We start from the raw sequence: 19,469 nt of genomic DNA, 5'->3' as shown, positions 1-19,469 counted from the left end.
TCATGATTGAACTCAAAAATCTATTTATTACTTTTAATCGTGGTAGTGCAATTGAAAATCCTGTTTTGAGAGGCCTTTCATTAAATGTTGCAGAAGGTGAGTTTGTCTCTGTAATTGGCAGTAATGGCGCGGGCAAATCTACCATGCTAAATGCAATTAGTGGTGATTACCCTATCGATAGCGGTGAAATACTCATTCAAGGTGAAAATGTAAATAACCAAACAAGCTGGCAGCGTGCGGGATTAGTCGCTCGTGTTTTCCAAGATCCAATGGCGGGTACTTGCGAAAGTTTAACCATTGAAGAGAATATGGCACTTGCCTACCAACGCGGCAGAAAACGCGGTTTAGGTTTTGCTTTAAACCACTCACTACGAGAACTATTTAAAGAAAAGCTCTCATTACTTGGCTTAGGTCTAGAAAATCGACTAACTGACCAAATGGGACGACTTTCAGGAGGGCAACGTCAAGCGGTGAGTTTATTAATGGCATCATTGCAACCTTCGAGTATTCTCTTATTAGATGAACACACCGCAGCACTTGATCCTAAAACGACGGCTTTTGTGATGGAATTAACCGATAAAATTGTACGCGAACAAAAGCTTACAACATTGATGGTAACGCATTCCATGCGCCAAGCGTTAGACTATGGGGACAGAACAGTAATGCTACACCAAGGACAAGTCGCTTTTGATGTGAGCGGAGAACAACGCAAACAAATGGATGTGCCGGATCTACTGCGTCTGTTTGAACAAAGTCGCCATGAGCAACTCAGTGATGATAGCTTATTGCTTGGAAATTAATAAATGAAAGGGCTATCTCTACTGATCAGCCCCCAAAAAGTTAAACCGATTCTTACCATTTTGAAGATAAAACTCGATGACTTATTGTTTGAAAGATTGGTTGTATTTAGTCATAAAAAATCTGCACCTTAATCTGTTGGTTGTTTAGTCCAACTTTTGGGGTACAGATCAACAGATAGCCCTTATCTTTATCAATTCTTAATGCCATTATCCCGCTTGGTTAATAATAGCCACCTAAGCGCACACCAACCCCACTGTGATGGCGATGATGTCTACCCCAGTCATAGTAAAAGGATGGATATACTCTTGGATGAGTCTGAACCACAACAACTTTTGGCCGATGATCACTTTGATTCAATTCCCATGGCTCATTTTGCGTTTGTGCAGCCACTTTGTTGCTTTGAGCAGTGGCTATACGCGCCTGATATTCTTGCACCGTTTTCATATCCATTGGTACAGAACTTTGCTGTACAGGACTAGAGCAAGCAGCTAATACAAATCCCCCAATGACCACAGCTAACTTTTTCATGTATTCTCCTATTCCAAATCCAGTTCGTTACCTTGCTCGCTATTCTAACGAATATTTTGTCTAGTTATTTCTAGTTAGGTAAAGAATCTTTTACAAGCGGTATATTTTCTGCATTTTTCTGCAAAATTAACCTTAGCAAACGTTGGCGCACGTAAGCATTCATTGATTTTATTACCGGCACAAATATTTCATCAGCAATTGGGTTACACTGCAAAGCTAGATACATCTCTAATACCTGCGTTAAGCTAACCCCATGCTGATTACGAAGAAAATTTTGCACCCGATAAATTTCGACAACAAACCCCAAAGCTTTAGCTTGTGCCATTAAAGCCATGAGAAAAGTAGCATTTACACCAACATTGCTTAACACAATCAAACAACAATTATGTTTCGTTTGCAAAGCTTGGCTCAACGCCTGTAAAGCTTGCTGCTTTGCATGTTTAAAGCGACTCGGCGTCCAATGATATTTACCATTTTCAGACAGAAATTTATCATTTTCTATATGAAAAACCTCTGCTTGCGGAAATTCTTTTTTAAAAGCGTCGATCTTCTGCTGAGCAAAAGTAGATTTCCCAGCACCTGCATGCCCGCGAATAATGATCAATTTTTTCATCGCATAAAAGTAAAAAAGGACGCTTTTCAGCGTCCTATTCTCTATTCTTTAAAAATTAAAGAGCAGATTTTGCTTTCTCAACTAATGCAGCAAAAGCAACTTTGTCAAATACTGCAATGTCAGCTAAGATCTTACGGTCGATTTCAACAGATGCTTTTTTCAAGCCGTTGATGAATTTGCTGTAAGATAAACCGTTTTGACGTGCTGCTGCGTTAATACGAGCAATCCATAATTGACGGAATTGACGTTTACGTTGACGGCGGTCACGGTAAGCATATTGAGCAGCTTTAACTACTGCTTGGAAAGCAACGCGATACACGCGTGAACGTGCACCATAATAACCTTTAGCAGCCTTAAGAACTTTCTTATGGCGTGCTCTTGCAATAACACCACGTTTTACACGAGCCATTATTTAATCTCCTAAATTGTCTATTTTGATTTCACGGGCGTAAGCATTCCGCCCCTACTAAGAATTTCTATTCGTACGTCCGTACTTTCTACGCAACCTTAAAGGCTTATGCGTACGGTAAGCACGCTACGACTAAAACTTGGTCAGCTTTCGCTACCATTGATTTATGACGTAAGTGACGTTTACGTTTAGTGGTTTTCTTAGTCAAAATGTGACGTAAGTGAGATTGTTTACGTTTGAAACCGCCAGACGCTGTTTTTTTGAAACGCTTAGCAGCACCACGTACTGTTTTAATTTTAGGCATTGTTAAAAAACTCCGCATTGTTTTAGTGAATATTTGTAATTAGGCGAAGTGCAACATTTGCTACCCTTACTTGACAAGCACTAATTACTCTCCGTGCAATTTTCATTGCAATAAAAAAGCAAATCAGGCTGCTGAGTCTGCCTGTTCGCCTTATGTTTTTCCAACGAAAAAACGAGCGAATTCTATAAGAACCGCTCATTTTTTGCAAGGAAAAATTATTTTTTCTTCGGTGCAATCACCATAACTGCTTGGCGACCTTCTAATTTACCCGATGCACTTTCGACCACTGCAATTTCAGCAGTATCTTGTTTTACTCGTTCTAATACATCGAAGCCGATGTCTTGGTGAGCCATTTCACGACCACGGAAACGCACAGTGATTTTCACTTTATCGCCATCTTCCAAGAAACGCAAAATACTACGCAATTTCACTTGATAATCGCCAACGTCAGTACCCGGACGGAATTTGATTTCCTTCACTTGCACCACTTTTTGCTTTTTCTTCTGCTCTTTTGCGGCTTTCTCTTTTTCGTAGATAAATTTACCGTAGTTCATAATACGGCAAACTGGTGGCTCTGCATTTGGGCTGATTTCCACCAAATCTAATTCAGCTTCATCTGCTCGTGCTTGAGCTTCCTGAATAGATACAATACCGACTTGTTCGCCATTTTCATCGGTTAAGCGAACTTCTTTAACACCACGAATCTCATCATTTAAGCGATGAGCACGGTTAGACTGAACACGTTTTGCAGGTTTAATAATGTTATTCCTTCTGTTGGTAAATTTTTACGAAAATCAGCCCGCTTGTCACAAGCTCAATTTCGACCTCTGGCTCTAAAATGAGCAAAACGGGGGGATTTTACTTGGTTTTAAGGCATTGAGCAAGACCAGAACGAGATTTTATAATCACTTCACATTACCTAGTTAAAGAATATGCTTTCGACTCTTGCATTTTGGCTTAATCAACTGTTGCAATTTTGTTTAGAATTACTCTGCCACCAATACTTGATGAATCCCATTCAAACTGCAACGCCCGCGATACTGCAGCATAAAATCAGCCTGTACCTACGTCCAAAAATAGATAACCTGCAATAAAAAGGCGGATATCTCATCCGCCTCTATCTTCATTTTGCAAAAAAATGCCGTTTTTCTACCGCTTACGCTTCACCTAGCAATTTCAATTCACGGTTTTTAATTTGTGCTTTGAGGATTTCCACAAATTCTTCTACTTTGTAAGTGCCTAAATCAGCCCCTTTACGAGTACGAACGGAAATTTTACCCTCTGCGATCTCTTTATCACCACATACCAACATATATGGCACACGGCGTAAGGTATGTTCACGCACTTTAAAGCCGACTTTTTCGTTGCGTAAATCTGCTTTAACACGGATACCTGCGTCAGACAAGGTTTTCACCACGTTTTGCACATAATCTGATTGGCTATCGGTAATATTCATCACCACTGCTTGCACAGGAGCTAACCAAGTTGGGTAGAAGCCTGCATACTCTTCGGTGATAATGCCGATAAAGCGTTCTAATGAACCTAAGATCGCGCGGTGAATCATTACAGGCGTTTTGCGGTCGTTATCTTCGGCAACGTAAGAGGCACTTAAACGCTCTGGTAAGAAGAAGTCTAACTGAATCGTACCGCATTGCCATTCACGATCTAAGCAATCACGCAAAGCAAACTCTAATTTTGGCCCGTAGAATGCGCCTTCGCCTTCTTGAATTTCATATTCCAAGCCGTTGTGTTCTAATGCAGTCGCAAGGTCTTTTTCTGCTTTTGCCCACATTTCGTCCGTACCAATGCTTTTCTCTGGACGAGTTGAAAGTTTCACTGCAATGTTTTCAAAGCCGAAGGTGCTGTAAATGTCGTACACCATTTTAATGCACGACGTTACCTCTGATTCCACTTGGTCTGGCATACAGAAAATATGCGCATCATCTTGGGTAAAGCCACGTACACGCATTAAGCCGTGTAATGAACCAGACGGTTCGTTACGGTGGCAAGAACCAAATTCTGCCATACGCAACGGTAAATCACGGTAAGATTTTAAGCCTTGATTGAAAATTTGCACGTGCCCCGGACAGTTCATCGGCTTAATCGCATATTCACGGTTCTCTGATTGGGTGGTGAACATTAAATCACCGTAGTTTTGCCAGTGTCCTGTTTTCTCCCACAATACTCTGTCCATCATAAATGGGCCTTTTACTTCTTGGTAGTCGTATTGTTTAAGTTTAGTACGCACGAAAGTTTCTAACTCACGGAAAATCGTCCAACCATCGTTATGCCAGAACACCATACCCGGTGCTTCTTCTTGCATATGATAGAGATCTAACGCTTTACCGATTTTACGGTGGTCACGTTTTGCCGCTTCTTCTAGACGTTGTAAATAGTCATTAAGCTGTTTCTTATCTGCCCATGCTGTACCATAAATACGTTGCAACATTTTATTTTTGCTATCACCACGCCAGTATGCCCCAGCAATTTTTTGCAATTTGAAATGATGACAGAAACGCATATTTGGCACATGTGGCCCACGACACATATCAATATATTCTTGGTGATGATAAAGGGCTGGCTCGTCATCTTTGCTGATATTCTCATCTAAGATCGCCATTTTGTAGGTTTCACCACGTGCTTCAAAAGTATCTCTTGCTTCTTGCCAGCTAACACGTTTTTTCACCACGTCATAATTGGTTTTTGCCAGCTCTAACATACGTTTTTCTAACGCATCAATATCTTCTTGGGTTAAAGATCTGTCTAAATCAATATCGTAATAAAAGCCGTTATCAATGGTCGGCCCGATTGCCATTTTTACATTCGGGAAAAGTTGTTTGATCGCATGCCCTAATAAGTGTGCGGTTGAGTGGCGAATAATTTCTAAACCGTCTTCATCTTTGGCAGTAATAATTTCAAGGCTAGCATCTTCGGAAATGATGTCGGAAGCATCACGGCGTTCGCCATTTACACGCCCTGCGATGGTGGCTTTGGCTAAGCCTGCACCGATAGATTGGGCGACTTCCATTACAGAAACTGGATTATCAAATTGACGTTGTGAACCGTCTGGTAAAGTAATAATTGGCATTTTAAATTCCTTACAGTGGTAACCCATACGAGAGGTTACTTGTTAATTTTCTGGGCGTATGCAATACGCCCCTACACAATTTTCCCGAAATGTAGGGGCGTACTGCGTACGCCCGATTACAATCTTCAGGAAAACAAAAAAACCGCTAACAAGCGGTTATTTTCCATAAAAATTTTGCAAATCTCGCCCCAACTTTGGGCGGCAGAAAAGCATTGGAATTATAACATATGCACATTGCTTTGCAAAAAATCCCTAAAATCCCACCGCATACCATTCAAAAAAAACCGTTTTTACGCTATCCTACGCACAATTTTTTGTAATAAATTCAAAGGTTAAATTTTATGCAGCAGCAATATAATCCAAGTGCGATTGAGCCAAAGGTTCAGCAATTCTGGGCCGAAAATAAAGTATTCAAAGCTATCAAAGATACCTCTAAGCCAAAATACTACTGCCTTTCTATGTTCCCATATCCGTCAGGTCGTCTGCATATGGGGCACGTGCGTAACTACACCATTGGTGATGTCGTGTCTCGTTATCAACGTATGAATGGTAAAAATGTATTACAGCCAATGGGTTGGGACGCATTTGGTTTGCCAGCGGAAGGGGCTGCGATTAAGAATAAAACCGCACCAGCAAAATGGACTTACGAAAACATTGAATATATGAAAAATCAGCTCAAAATTTTGGGCTTTGGTTTTGACTGGGATCGTGAAGTCACTACTTGTCGCCCAGAATACTACAAATGGGAGCAGTGGTTCTTTACTGAGTTATACAAAAAAGGCTTAGTTTATCGTAAGACTTCAACCGTAAACTGGTGTCCGAATGATGAAACTGTGCTTGCGAATGAGCAGGTTCACGAAGGTTGTTGCTGGCGTTGTGATACGCCAGTGGAACAGCGTGAAATTCCGCAATGGTTTATTAAAATTACCGATTATGCCGAGCAGTTACTGGGCGGTTTAGATCAGCTTCCAAACTGGCCTGATCAAGTAAAAACCATGCAACGCAACTGGATTGGTCGCTCAGAAGGGGTAGAAATTACCTTCCAAATTAAAGATAGCGATCAAACCTTACCTGTTTACACTACTCGTCCTGACACTTTCTATGGCGTAAGTTATGTGGCGGTGGCAGCCGCTCACCCTCTTGCTGAGCAAGCGGCTAAAAATAACGAAAAACTTGCAGAATTTATTCGTGAAGCGAAAAACACCAAAGTTGCCGAAGCCGACATCGCGACGATGGAGAAAAAAGGTATGGCAACAGGCTTATACGCTATTCACCCATTAACAGGTAAAGAAGTCCCAATTTGGGTCGCAAACTTTGTGTTAATGCACTACGGTACAGGTGCAGTGATGGCAGTGCCTGCTCACGATCAACGTGACTTTGAATTTGCCCAAAAATATGATTTGCCAATTAATCAAGTGATTGCACCGCTTGATGGTTCTGAATGGGATTTTGGTACAGCAGCATACACCGAACACGGCAAACTCATCAACTCTGCGGAATTTGATGGCAATACCTTTGAGCAAGCATTTAACGGCATTGCGGATAAATTAGAAGCATTAGGTGTGGGCAAACGCCAAGTGAATTACCGCTTGCGTGACTGGGGTGTGTCTCGCCAACGTTATTGGGGAGCACCAATTCCAATGCTCACCCTTGATAGTGGCGAAGTTGTGCCTGCACCAATGCAAGATTTACCGATTATTTTGCCAGAAGATGTGGTGATGGACGGGGTGAAAAGCCCGATTAAAGCGGATCCTGAGTGGGCAAAAACCACTTATAACGGCAAAAGCGCACTCAAAGAGACTGATACTTTTGATACCTTTATGGAATCTTCTTGGTATTACGCACGCTACACTAGCCCACAATTTGCCGAAGGCATGCTAGACAGCGATGAAGCGAATTACTGGTTGCCAGTGGATCAATATATCGGCGGTATTGAGCACGCGACCATGCACTTGCTCTACTTCCGTTTCTTCCACAAATTACTGCGTGATGCGGGCTTGGTGAACAGCGATGAACCTGCGGAAAAACTTCTCTGTCAAGGCATGGTGCTTGCTGATGCGTTCTACTACACTAGCCCGACCAACGAGCGTATTTGGGTAAGCCCAACTGAAGTGACACTGGAAAAAGATGATAAAGGTCGTATTCTCAAAGCCTTTGATAAAGAAGGACGTGAGCTTGTTCACAGTGGTATGACCAAAATGTCAAAATCCAAAAACAACGGTATTGATCCGCAAGAGATGGTGGAAAAATATGGTGCAGACACCGTTCGCTTGTTTATGATGTTTGCCTCACCTGCGGAAATGACGTTGGAATGGCAAGAATCTGGTGTGGAAGGGGCAAAACGTTTCTTAGGACGCCTTTGGAATTTGGCTTACGAATATAACCAAAATCCAGCAAGCGTTGAATTAGATGTTTCAGCTCTCACGAAAGCACAAAAAGAGCTTCGCCGTGAAGTGCACAAAACGATCGCCAAAGTGAGCGATGATATTGGTCGTCGCCAAACATTTAACACGGCAATTGCGGCGATTATGGAGTTAATGAACAAACTCACCAAAGCTGAGCTTGCTGGTGATCAAGATAAAGCCGTGATGAAAGAGGCATTAAGTGCGGTGATTCGTATGCTTTACCCAATCACACCACATATCTGTTTTGAACTTTGGAATGATCTCGGTTTTGAAGGCACCATTGATTTTGCCGAGTGGGTTCAAGCTGATGAATCAGCGATGGTAGAAGATGAAAAACTTATCGTGGTGCAAGTAAACGGTAAAGTGCGTGGTAAAGTGACTGTACCAGCCACAGCGACCCAAGAAGAGATCAAAGCAGCGGCACTTGCCGATGAGAATGTGCAAAAATTCTTGGAGAATATGGAGGTGGTGAAAGAAATTTACGTACCACTGAAAATGTTTAGCTTTGCGGTGAAGCCGAAAGCGTAATATCATCACATCTAAATGTAGGGGCGTATTGCATACGCCCTTTTATGCAATGATTAGGGCGTATGACATACGCCTTTACAAGGGATTTCATCCAAATGTTCAAAAAACTTTTTGCATTTTTTGCAATTTTTTTAACCGCTTGCGGTTGGCAATTTAAAAACAGTGAGCTGTTTCCGGAAGAGCTACGTACACTCTCATTTGAAAGTGCTGATCAATATAGCGATATGTCCCGTGTTTTACGCAATCAGATGTTATCAAATGATATTCATATCGTGCCAAAATCAGCCAATGTCGCTAATTTACGCCTGAATTCAACGCAAAGTAGCGATACCGTTGCCTCGGTATTTAAGCAAGCGCGTGAAGCGGAAAAAATTCTCAGTTTAAATGTAACCGCAACAGTAACAATGCCGGATCAGCGAAGCTATCCACTAGAAGTATCTGTACACCGAACATTCTTTGATGATTCTCGAGCGGCCCTTGCAAAATCTGAAGAGCGCGAAAGTATTATGCGTCAAATGTATGAACAAGCTTCTCGTCAGTTACTAATCAAAATTGCGGGGCTACATACCGAAATCAACAAAACAAAATAGCACAATGTTACAGCGGATTTTTCCAGAAGGCTTAAAAATGGCGTTAGAAAAAGGTCTTACGCCCTTTTATGTATTAAGTGGTGCAGATTTAATGCTGGTTGGTGAAGCTAAAGACAGCATTATCGCCTTTGCTCGTCAGCAAGAATTTGATGAAAAAACCGAAATCACTGTCGCTCCAGATACCAAATGGGAAAATCTCTTCGAACAAGCACAATCTGGGGGACTATTCTTTAGCCGCCAGATTTTCATCCTTGATTTGCCTGAATCTACCACTGCCACTCAGCAGAAACAATTAAACGAACTACTTGCTCTTTCACATCCCGATCTGCTGTTTATTCTACACCTGCCTAAATTTTCTAAGGCAATGGAAAAGCAGGCATGGTTTACGCAAATTGAAGCGAACAGCACGATCATTAACTGCCAAACGCCCGATATAAATAAAATGCCAACTTGGCTAAATCATCGCGCGAAGACAATGAATTTACAGCTAGATAATGAAGCGATCGGCTTACTTTGTTATAGCTACGAAGGGAATTTACTCGCATTAAAGCAAGCTTTACAATGGCTACAGCTACAGTATAACAATAAGAAAATTGGGATAACTCAGGCGAAAGAAATTGTTGAGCAATCCGCGCAATTTACGCCATTTCAGTGGGTTGATGCCCTATTACTTGGAAAAATAGCAAGAGCAGTGCGAATTTTACGCCAACTTGAAAATGAGGATGTACAAGCGGTCGTTTTGCTGAGAATTTTGCAAAAAGAGTTGATGATCTTGCTCGAAATTACTCGCTCACCGCAAACTATTCACTCAAGCCAGCCACTTTATCTTGGCAATTTACGCCAAGAATTTGACCGCTTGAAGATTTGGCAGAATAAACGCCCAATTTATCAAAATGCGGCTCAACGTTTGAATTATCAAAAACTCTTTCAGATTATTCAATCACTGGCTGAAATTGAAAAGAAAGTGAAGCAAACATTTAGCAATGATATTTGGAACGATCTCGAAAAATTGTCACTGAAGTTTGTTTAAATTCTGTTAAATTTCCATTAGAATGTTGTCCGTTTTGGCAAATTATCGCCAAGTATAATATGTTAAGTTTAACTATTAGGACAAACTATGAAGACATCTCTTACCCTACTCGCAGTGGCATTTAGCCCTGCTGCTTTGGCTGTTGCTAGCCAATCCTACTATACTCAAACTCACGTTTATGAATTAACTCAACGCTATGATTTAGCCGTACCTAAAGGTTCAAATGGCGAAACAAAACTTTGGATTCCATTACCAAGCAATACTCCTTACCAAGATGTGAAATCACTTGAGTTTGATGGCAATTTCCAACATGCTTACATTACGGAAAATAACCAATATGGGGCAAAAACGCTGTTTGCTAGTTGGGACGAAAAAGCGGAAACACGAGATTTAACACTCAAATTAGTTATTGAAACTCGTGATCGTGAACCAATGGCACAAAATGCACTGAAAAACTATCAAGTGCCTGAAAAAATCATTTATGGGGTGGATGTACAACCTTATCTCCAAGCGACAGAACACATTAAAACCGATGGGATTGTAAAAGAGTTTGCCGAGAAAATCGTAGGTAATGAAAAAAATCCGCTCGAACAAGCTCGTCTTATTCATAACTGGATTGTTGCTAATATGGAACGAGATAATTCCGTGTTAGGTTGTGGCGATGGTAATGTTGAAAAAATCCTTACCAGTGGAAAGCTTTCAGGTAAATGTACCGATATTAACTCCGTATTTGTGGCTTTAGCACGCGCTGTTGGCATTCCTGCTCGAGAAGTTTTTGGTATTCGCTTAGGACAAGCTATTAAAATGGGTAAGTATTCCAAAGGTGCTTTTGGTTCTGCGGATGAAAATGGCATTGCTGATGTTGCCGGTGGACAGCATTGCCGTGCTGAATTTTATTTAGCCGGTTTTGGTTGGCTGCCAGTGGATTCCGCCGATGTAGCCAAAATGCGTTTAGCGGAGCATAAATCAGTGGAAGATGCAGATACTCAAGCGGTGGCAAAATATCTTTTCGGTAACTGGGAAATGAATTGGGTAGGCTTTAATCACGCACGAGATTTCGATCTCTATCCACAACCAGAACTCGCTCCTATCAACAATTTTGGCTACCCTTATGCGGAAATTGGTGGCGATCCATTAAACCATTTCGATCCGAAAGAGTTTAAATATGAGTACATCTCCAAAAAACTCAAATAACCTAATAACAACTCTAATGGCGGCTCTTTCAGCCGCCATTGCCTCAAGCCTTTGTTGCATTGCACCTTTAATATATCTGCTATTTGGGATCTCTTCACCTTGGCTTATGCAATTAGGCAAACTCACATGGCTACAAATTCCGATGACAGTCATTTCGCTTACCATCTTTGCATATGGTTTTTGGCTACTATTCTTTTCCAAGCGAATTATCTGTAGCAAATATCTCTCTCATCGTACATTGATGTGGCTATATGCAGCAGTATTTATACTGATTCTTTTCTTTTTGCTCTACCCAACTTTTTTACCATGGATTTTAGAAAACTATGCTTAAAAAATTACTTTTGACCTTTTTATCTTTCTCTGCTCTAGCTAATTTTGCTCAAGCAACAGAGAAAAAAACAATGACCTTCCATATTCCAGAAATGTATTGCCAACTTTGTGTCTATTTAGTCAATAAAGAAGTCCGAGAGGTGGAAGGCGTAATGTCAAGCAAAGCATCTTTTAAAGAACGCAATGTGGTCATTGTGGCACAACAACATGTACAAGAAGCAGATATTGTCAATGCGATAAAGAAACTCAATTATTCTGCAACGCTTATCAAATAATTTCGCATACCCACAAATTGTGGGTATGTTTATCTATCAGCGACGAGTGAATTTATACACTTGGCTAAGTAATGAAACAGGCAGTAATCTAGGCAATGCTCTCATCAAAAATACGACTAATCCAGAGAATGGATCTTGCAATCCAAGCTGTCGTTTCAGTTTAAATAACCGCCACTCTGCTTTTGCTTGTGAAAGACCATGCCTACGTCCAACCATACCATTACCTACTCGGGCATAAACTAATATATCGGCTAAATTACTAGCAACTTTGCCTAATGCAATCAATTTAATCCATAAATAATAGTCTTCTTGTAAGTCTTGGTAACCACCACAAGCTAAAACCTCATGCTTACAGTAGGCGACCGTCATATGGTTAAATGGACAACGTTTTTGGGTGAATTTCACAATTTCTTGATAAGAGGTTGGTACTCGACGGTAGCTGACAATATCCTGCACATCTTTGCCAAATTCGGCAATTTGCCCACCAACAATCACTAAATCGGGATGTTGTTCAATAAATCTGACTTGTTTTTCAAAACGATCCGGCACACAAATGTCATCCGTATCCATTCGAAACACCCAATCGTTCTTACAATGGGTTAAGCCAATATTCAAAGCCTTACCCAAACCTTGATTTTCAGCCAATCGAACAATAACAAGCGGTAGTTTTTGAGCAAAATTTTGTACAACTTGCTCTAATTCAGGCGTAATTTTACCATCAAAGACAATAACAATTTCATCAGCTAAAATAGTCTGAGCTGCCAAGCTTTCGAAGCATTCGATTAAATACGCTGCTTGCTCCTTAATATAGAGCGACATCAATACCGAGAATTTCATTAAAAATACCGTTTCATATTAATTGCCAACTTAGGCGAAATAAAAGTGATCAACGCAATTGCTAAATATTTTAAATTAAAACTGCCACAAAACATTCTTAAATAAAAAACACCTGCTTTACGTGATAAATTCATCATATGAGTATAAGAGAGCATATAAAGTGAATTAAATGTAAAGTTTCTCTGTTGTTGCGCTGTTTTAACATATTTTTTTGCAATCGCTTGAATTGCTTTTTCTGTATTTTCTGTGTTAGTAGAAACACTTGCACGCTGAGTATAAAATGCGCATTTAGTTAATGCATTATCCACATAACACGGTTTAAAATTTTTATTAGTCACTAACTTTAATAGAAATTCATAATCTTCTAAAGAAAGCAACTCATCGGATAAACCATTTACACTTAAAAATAGTGATTTTTTTACCGCAATCATCGGCATTCCACCTATTTTATTCGCTCTAAGCAAATTATCTAATGTAATATCTGCGATATCAGTAAATGGGCGAGTAAAATAGCTAAAATGCTCATTGACCATAATACATTCTGCCGGATGATAAATAAAATTCACCCGAGGATCCTGAGAAATCTTATGTGCTAAAATTTCACACTTTTCTAACGCAAAGCGATCATCATCATCTAAAAATAACAGCCATTCCTTTTCTGCTACATTCGCTCCAATATTACGGCTTTTAGCAGCTCCTTGATTTACTGAGTTACGAATAATTTTTAGTGGAAATGAATAGAATTGTTTAATTTCTACCGATTGAGTAGAACAATCATCCACAATAATTACTTCAAAATTATGTACTGTCTGACACTCTAAACTTTTTAATAAATCCGCAATATATTCTTGACGATTATAAGACGGAATAATAATACTAAACATTATTTAATTACCACGTTTAAAAATAACGACTTGCTTGCCATTACGACCAAATAACGAAAGAAACATTAATAATACTAACATAATTCCTGGGAAGGCATAAGTATCAGCCTTAATATTTAAAATAGAGAGAATTAATATAGTTGAAAGTATAAATTTCCAACTCGTATCAAACCAATTTTGAGCAATGCGATAAACAAAATAAGCGGTAAAGAAAAAGCAAACCGCTAAGTAAGCAATACCACCATATAATATTTGGCGAATAAAGCCTGAATCTGTTGCACCATAATAATGCCCTGCGGGCGTATAGTAGTAACCATCACCAAGTAATATTTGTTTCAGCTTTGGCAAATAAAGCTGATTTTTAACTAAATTCTCACTTGATGAACTAATTTGAGAAATATCATTAAATACCACTGCTTGCTCTGCGCTTGATGATACCCCTGTAATTTTTAGAATATTAATGAGCGGTTCTAGTGCATGTAATACATATTTGTGTTCTGAAAAATTTATTGCTAAGAACAGGCAAATACCACTAAAAACGATTAATACAGGGATATATCTCCATTTAAAGTAAACTAAAATACTCAATACTGATAAAAATAAAAATGTTCGTCCTGAAATTAAACCAATAAATAACAATAAAAACAGAAACAGACTATTAATATTATTATTCTTTGCATTATAAGCTAGTAAGAAGTGCATTAGCATTAAGTAAAAAATACTTAACTGAAAAAATGCCATTGAGGTAATGTTATATAAACGATATTCTTGTTCTGAGCCATAAAAGCGTGGCAAAAGTACATTTGTTGAAAGGCTTAAATCAATCATAAAAGGTATGCCGGATAATGCCAGAATACCCACTATAGATTGAATAACAATCCCTATTTTTAGGTCTCGAATTACTTTTGCTTGTCCGCTTTCATTAGCATAAAAGAGATTATAAATTGCTATACCAAATATAAATAAAATTAACGTTTTTACATATTGAATAATGACTGCAAATTCCGTTGTTGCATTTAGCAAAATAGGAATAATACTAAATAAAATCAAACCAATAATAACAACTAAACTGTCTATTGGTAAAATAATACCATCAACTAATTTTTTCTGCGTCCAACGATAGATTAATATGAAGCAAGCTAAAACCCCACATAAAAATGCCATTCGAAAAAAATGGAATAACCAAGGATCATAAATATAAAATAGATTAAATATCGCCGACATTTTATTTCCTTATATTTCGTTTTATTGCTAAGAGTTTCTTTGCAGGGTATTTAATTAACTTCTGCCAAAAATAGTGCGAATTTGAACCTCGCAAAGCTTCTAAATTTGAATTCAGTTTAGGATTTTCAATTGCTACTAAAGGACGAACAACTTGAATATTCAAACCAAATTCATCTCCAAATAAAATGAAATCATCAGCAAGCCAAAAAGGCTTCTCTTGCTCTAATGTTTGTAAAAAGATCCTTGCTGCAGATTTACGAATTAAATAAGAGACTGTGCCAGCATAATAATTTTTATATGGATACCCGATAGCAAAACCAGTTTGTTTTAAGTCTGTTAAAAACGCTGTAGGATAATTAAGTTCAAGTTCCCTATCATTAAATTTTGCAATTTTTGATTGCCCTAATAAAATTATATCCGCTGAAGATTGTTGATTTAATATTGCCTGCAAAACCACCGGAAAATCTTGGTGAAATAGTACATCATCTTCACAAATTAAACTAAATTCGTTTTCCCCAATTGAGTCATCTTGTATAATTTGCTGATAAACGCCTAAATGACTTAAAGTACAGCCAACTTCACCTTTAGTAGCATGCCTTCCATATTTTTGCAAAAAATTGGTTAATTCAAACCGCTTACTTAAATATTCTTCACTTTCTGACATCGTATTAAATGCTGAAAAAATTTGGAAATCAGCTGTATCTGGCTGGGAAAAAAAGAGTTCTCTTCGTAGATTATCCTTATCTAAGGAAATTAAATATTTTTGCATATTATTCTCGAATATCGATAACATTAATTCCTAGTTTCTCAAAAAGAGCATAGGTTGCATCAAATGCGGGATCATGAGTTTCAATTTTGAGGGCAGCCATATCAATATTAGGGCTTTTATTATTCAAATTCAAAATTGCACTACTAAAGTAGGTATATACTTTACATTTACGTTTAGAAAACTTACTAATAATATAATCTTCAAAAATAAGCGGTGTATTAATATAGCTTATATTTGATAATTTATATTTTTCCCTCGGATGAGGAAAATAGTAATGGATATTAAATTTTTTTATCACTTTTTCTGCTAAGGCAATATTAGCATCATCATCAGCATAAACAGGTTGCCCAAGTAAAATATTTACTGACTCAACATCATCACTGTTAATTTCACTATTTTCAATTAAATCAATCCCTTCCGTATTTTTAATGATATTTGGAAAACCTTGATAAATAGTGTAGTGCTTTTGTGATAATGTTCTTAATTTCTGGTTAGAAAAACGATTACCTAAAATGCAATTAATCATTTTACGCATAGGTGTTTTAGGATCATTCCTCAAAAAAGGGCTATTCTCAACAATGTTTACTGTACCATCATCAAAGGTGTAAAACTGCTCAAATTTTACTGAACTAAGTAAAAATTGAATATGTAATTCGGTAAAATTAGCAACGAATACCCTAACAAAAGATTTCCCTGTAAAGAAAAATTTTAGCCGAATAATTTCTTTTAACAAATTAATTCTATCATTATGCTGTAATAAAGAAAAAAATCCAGCTTGGCATTTACTTTTTAAACGCGCCTTATAATGAGAAAATTTGCTATTATCTACAGTATGTAGCATAACCCCAAAAAACTTTTCTTCAGGATAATTTTCCATAATTTTTTCTGCAATGAGCACTTGCAATGGCGTACAACAAATAATTAGATTCATAACTTTTTACTCACTCTTGCGGTCATAGTATATAGCAAAGGAAGAATAATGATCGCCCCTAAAATTCCCGCATAAGGAATATATTGAACTTCTGTCTTACTCAATAGTAATAATGCAATAATGTAGCAGACGGTTCCCAATACTGAGCAAAATGAAATTTGCTTATTTTTTCCAAAATAAAAAAGGTAATTCACTAAAATCAGATAAGGAATTAATAACGCAGATGAAATTAAAAATAGTGTAATATAATACTTTGTCCCTACGAATTGTTCCCCTAAAATCCAAATAAAAATATCTTCAGGAATCAACCAAATAACTAAAGCAGGAATAGGGATAATTAGTAAGCTATATGTTGCCCAGCGATGAATATCGCGTAATGTGATTTTTTTCTGCTTTAATCCTTCAAATAAATGAGGTGTTAAAGCCTTATTTAGCACCTGAATTACAATGGTTAATATAGATGCTATCTGTAAGCCCATTGCATATAAGCCTAATTCAGTTTGACTAAATTGATGATTAATCAGAAAGCGATCAAATTGTCCACGTAAAAATAGGCTACCGTTATGTAAAATAAGCGGAAAGCCAAAGCCAAGCAAATAGTAAAGTGCTATTTTATAACGCTGGAAACTAAACCTTTTTGTATGAACATGCTGTGTATATAAAACATAAGCAAGAGTAAAAACAAAAATATTGCTACATAAAATCGCTAATAAGCGCTTCTCAACTAAATCATCTTGGTAGATTTCTAACAATAGTACTGTCAGACCTGCAGATACTATCGTTGAACAAAGCTGAATTAACGCATAAGACAGCGCCTGTTTACGGCATTGTCGTACTGTCAATTGCACATTTAAAAAAGATTGAAACAGAGCAGATAATGCTACAATGGCTAAAATTTCTGATTGCGCTAGCCAACAAACCGCTAAAATCAGTATACCAATAGCAAAACTATAGCTATACCCTGTTCGTAATACTAAATTGAGCGAACGCTTACCATAAAAATAGAAATAGCGAGCAACGGCACCTTCTTGACTCAAACTAATAAAAATAGTAAACAGCGCCAACCACGCTTGAAAATAGGAAAGCTGCCCAAATCCTTCCACGCCCAATTTACGCGAGAGATAAGGCAAAAGTAAAAACGGCACCGAACGTGCCGTCAATTCGCCTATCAGATAAATTGCACTATCTTTAACAACTTTCATTAAAGTTCTTTCTCAATTAAGCTTTCTGCAAGTTGCAGATCGTGAGTAGCATCAATATCTACCGAACGATAACTTGGCATTAAATAAAATTTAACTTGCGGAATAAAGAAATTTTTTGCATGCAAGAGCGAGCGGATATCATTGATATAAATTGCGCCATTAGCACGATACATTCTCGGTAAACTCTGGCGAGGAGCCTCAAAATCTGTTAATTCTCGCACAGGTACTACCTCATCGCCGTCTAAGGAAAATGATTTATACGGATGGTGCTCACATTCGCAGGCAGAAACAACCGATTTGCAATCGCCATTTAAAAAAATCTGCATTGCGTTACGAACATCAAGTGCTGTGCGTAATGGACTAGTCGGTTGCAATAAAGTTGCAATACCATCGCTAAATTCTAGACTATTTAAGCAATGTAACACCGCATCAATAGTACGAGTATCGCTCTGTGCGAGCTCAAGTGGGCGATGCAACGCTTGTGCACCATATTTTTCAGCCTCTTGTAAAATCTTCTCACCATCAGAGGTTACAACTATCTCGTCAAACATTCCTGACTCTTTTGCAGCTAAAACCGCGCGTCCGACCAGAGAGATTCCACCTACTAATTGTAAGTTTTTATCCTTGATACCCTTTGAACCTGCGCGAGCAGGGATAATTGCAATTTTTTTCATAAATCTAACCGCTTGTAAAAGAGTTACCATTGTAATTTTTTAGCCATAGACAAGCAAGAATAGATCAGGAATAATGCGCTCCCGTTTTTTATATTCTTAAGCTATGTTTGAGCTCACTAAAATAATTACAGCTATCATTCTACCACCATTTAATGCTTTGCTATTATGGCTGTTTGCGCTGTTCTGCTTTAAATTTAATTGGCGTAAAATCGGCTATAGTGCTGCATTACTTGGGATCAGCATCCTCTATCTTTTCAGCATTCCATATACATCAAAACTACTGAATGATAGCCTAATCAAAGAAGATAATCTCACACTCACAGATTACCGTAATGCGCAAGCCATTGTCTTATTGGGCGGAGGATTACGCGATAGTAAGGAGCTATTTGCCAAGCTTGCTACGAACCAAATTGCGGTAGAACGTGTGCGCTATGCGGCATTTTTGCACAGAGAAACGCAACTGCCTATTTTAATCACTGGCTCAGCGCCTAATGGCGTTTCAGAAGCGTCAGTTATGGCTAAAGAATTACAAATGTTTTACCAAGTGCCAACCAAATGGCTAGAAGAACAAGCCAAGACAACCAAAGAAAATGCATTATTTAGCCACAAAATTTTAGCTAAGCAACATATTAACAAAATCATTTTGGTGACAAACCAATGGCACATGCAACGCGCTAGAATGTTATTTGAGCAACAAGGCTTTGAGGTACTTCCTGCTAGTGTCGGCGCAGGAGCAACCCCTGAAACCTATGGAATGAATTTAATGTATTTTATCCCGCAAGCTGGCGCAATGAACAGTAATATGCTTGCTTTAAAAGAGTGGATTGGTTATTTAAAAGAACGGTATTAGACC

21 protein-coding genes are annotated in these 19,469 nt (G+C 38.4%); 8 read left to right on the top strand and 13 right to left on the bottom strand.

Translation table 11 applies throughout. From position 1 onward, the window contains the following. Window positions 1-2 precede the first annotated feature (2 nt). The gene (locus F542_RS03215) at window positions 3-800 is read left to right on the top strand and encodes an ABC transporter ATP-binding protein (protein ID WP_015432965.1); all 798 of its coding nucleotides are present in this window, start codon (window positions 3-5) and stop codon (window positions 798-800) included. A 220-nt stretch (window positions 801-1,020) separates the two neighbouring features. Here the strand turns inward: F542_RS03215 and F542_RS03210 are convergent, their stop codons facing one another. The 6 genes from F542_RS03210 to thrS form a co-directional block, all read right to left on the bottom strand. Next, entirely contained in the window at window positions 1,021-1,329 is a 309-nt protein-coding gene (locus tag F542_RS03210; protein ID WP_015432966.1) for a hypothetical protein, read from the bottom strand. A 70-nt stretch (window positions 1,330-1,399) separates the two neighbouring features. Continuing rightward, on the bottom strand, window positions 1,400-1,942 hold the full coding sequence (locus F542_RS03205; protein ID WP_015432967.1) for an ATP-binding protein: 543 nt from the start codon (window positions 1,940-1,942) through the stop codon (window positions 1,400-1,402). Between the two features lie 55 nt (window positions 1,943-1,997). After that, a complete protein-coding gene (gene rplT / locus F542_RS03200) occupies window positions 1,998-2,351 on the bottom strand; it encodes a 50S ribosomal protein L20 (RefSeq protein ID WP_006249240.1) in 354 nt (117 codons plus the stop codon). A gap of 106 nt (window positions 2,352-2,457) precedes the next feature. Then, window positions 2,458-2,655: a 50S ribosomal protein L35 gene (rpmI, locus tag F542_RS03195; protein WP_005596065.1), complete on the bottom strand. Its 198-nt coding sequence runs from the start codon at window positions 2,653-2,655 to the stop codon at window positions 2,458-2,460. 215 nt (window positions 2,656-2,870) lie between these two features. Next, the gene (gene infC, locus F542_RS03190; RefSeq protein WP_038442966.1) at window positions 2,871-3,359 is read right to left on the bottom strand and encodes a translation initiation factor IF-3; all 489 of its coding nucleotides are present in this window, start codon (window positions 3,357-3,359) and stop codon (window positions 2,871-2,873) included. A gap of 452 nt (window positions 3,360-3,811) precedes the next feature. After that, the gene (gene thrS, locus F542_RS03185; protein WP_025266891.1) at window positions 3,812-5,743 is read right to left on the bottom strand and encodes a threonine--tRNA ligase; all 1,932 of its coding nucleotides are present in this window, start codon (window positions 5,741-5,743) and stop codon (window positions 3,812-3,814) included. Between the two features lie 341 nt (window positions 5,744-6,084). On the opposite strand from thrS, the gene leuS reads away from it, so the two are divergent. From leuS to F542_RS03155, 6 genes are all read left to right on the top strand, one after another. Then, entirely contained in the window at window positions 6,085-8,676 is a 2,592-nt protein-coding gene (leuS, locus tag F542_RS03180; protein WP_015432971.1) for a leucine--tRNA ligase, read from the top strand. Between the two features lie 95 nt (window positions 8,677-8,771). Then, window positions 8,772-9,266 carry an LPS-assembly lipoprotein LptE gene (locus F542_RS03175; RefSeq protein WP_015432972.1) on the top strand — a complete coding sequence of 165 codons (495 nt, stop codon included), beginning with the start codon at window positions 8,772-8,774 and terminating at the stop codon, window positions 9,264-9,266. A 4-nt stretch (window positions 9,267-9,270) separates the two neighbouring features. Then, complete coding sequence (holA, locus tag F542_RS03170; RefSeq protein WP_015432973.1) at window positions 9,271-10,296, top strand: DNA polymerase III subunit delta; 1,026 nt, start codon at window positions 9,271-9,273, stop codon at window positions 10,294-10,296. 87 nt (window positions 10,297-10,383) lie between these two features. Beyond that, entirely contained in the window at window positions 10,384-11,490 is a 1,107-nt protein-coding gene (locus tag F542_RS03165) for a transglutaminase-like domain-containing protein (protein ID WP_025266890.1), read from the top strand. Continuing rightward, window positions 11,462-11,821 (top strand): hypothetical protein, encoded by a 360-nt coding sequence (locus F542_RS03160; RefSeq protein WP_025266889.1) that lies wholly within the window; start codon window positions 11,462-11,464, stop codon window positions 11,819-11,821. Before F542_RS03165 ends, F542_RS03160 begins: the two co-directional genes overlap by 29 nt. Continuing rightward, window positions 11,814-12,095, top strand: coding sequence for a heavy-metal-associated domain-containing protein (locus F542_RS03155; RefSeq protein WP_015432976.1), 282 nt, complete (start codon window positions 11,814-11,816; stop codon window positions 12,093-12,095). Before F542_RS03160 ends, F542_RS03155 begins: the two co-directional genes overlap by 8 nt. 36 nt (window positions 12,096-12,131) lie before the next feature. On the opposite strand, the gene F542_RS03150 is transcribed toward F542_RS03155, so the two are convergent. The 7 genes from F542_RS03150 to F542_RS03120 are packed head-to-tail and all read right to left on the bottom strand — an operon-like array spanning window position 12,132 to window position 18,616. Further along, window positions 12,132-12,932, bottom strand: a complete 801-nt coding sequence (locus F542_RS03150) for a glycosyltransferase family 2 protein (protein ID WP_015432977.1) — start codon at window positions 12,930-12,932, stop codon at window positions 12,132-12,134. Further along, window positions 12,932-13,816: a glycosyltransferase family 2 protein gene (locus F542_RS03145; protein ID WP_015432978.1), complete on the bottom strand. Its 885-nt coding sequence runs from the start codon at window positions 13,814-13,816 to the stop codon at window positions 12,932-12,934. The genes F542_RS03150 and F542_RS03145 overlap by 1 nt, the downstream gene beginning before the upstream one ends. A 3-nt stretch (window positions 13,817-13,819) precedes the next feature. Then, window positions 13,820-15,040: a hypothetical protein gene (locus tag F542_RS03140; RefSeq protein ID WP_025266888.1), complete on the bottom strand. Its 1,221-nt coding sequence runs from the start codon at window positions 15,038-15,040 to the stop codon at window positions 13,820-13,822. Between the two features lies 1 nt (window position 15,041). After that, complete coding sequence (locus F542_RS03135) at window positions 15,042-15,809, bottom strand: glycosyltransferase family 25 protein (RefSeq protein WP_015432980.1); 768 nt, start codon at window positions 15,807-15,809, stop codon at window positions 15,042-15,044. Window position 15,810: 1 nt separating this feature from the next. After that, a complete protein-coding gene (locus F542_RS03130; RefSeq protein WP_015432981.1) occupies window positions 15,811-16,740 on the bottom strand; it encodes a glycosyltransferase family 52 in 930 nt (309 codons plus the stop codon). Then, the gene (locus tag F542_RS03125) at window positions 16,737-17,942 is read right to left on the bottom strand and encodes a flippase (protein ID WP_015432982.1); all 1,206 of its coding nucleotides are present in this window, start codon (window positions 17,940-17,942) and stop codon (window positions 16,737-16,739) included. Before F542_RS03125 ends, F542_RS03130 begins: the two co-directional genes overlap by 4 nt. Further along, window positions 17,942-18,616: an acylneuraminate cytidylyltransferase family protein gene (locus F542_RS03120; protein WP_025266887.1), complete on the bottom strand. Its 675-nt coding sequence runs from the start codon at window positions 18,614-18,616 to the stop codon at window positions 17,942-17,944. Before F542_RS03120 ends, F542_RS03125 begins: the two co-directional genes overlap by 1 nt. 103 nt (window positions 18,617-18,719) lie before the next feature. Here F542_RS03120 and F542_RS03115 point away from each other — a divergent pair, with 103 nt between their 5' ends. Continuing rightward, complete coding sequence (locus F542_RS03115; protein ID WP_015432984.1) at window positions 18,720-19,466, top strand: YdcF family protein; 747 nt, start codon at window positions 18,720-18,722, stop codon at window positions 19,464-19,466. The last annotated feature ends 3 nt before the right edge of the window (window positions 19,467-19,469 follow it).

The organism is Bibersteinia trehalosi USDA-ARS-USMARC-188 (genome assembly GCF_000521725.1).
Taxonomy (GTDB): Bacteria; Pseudomonadota; Gammaproteobacteria; order Enterobacterales; family Pasteurellaceae; genus Bibersteinia; species Bibersteinia trehalosi.
The sequence above is the reverse complement of the archived record's forward strand: the minus strand, read 5'-3'. Positions and strand labels throughout refer to the sequence as shown.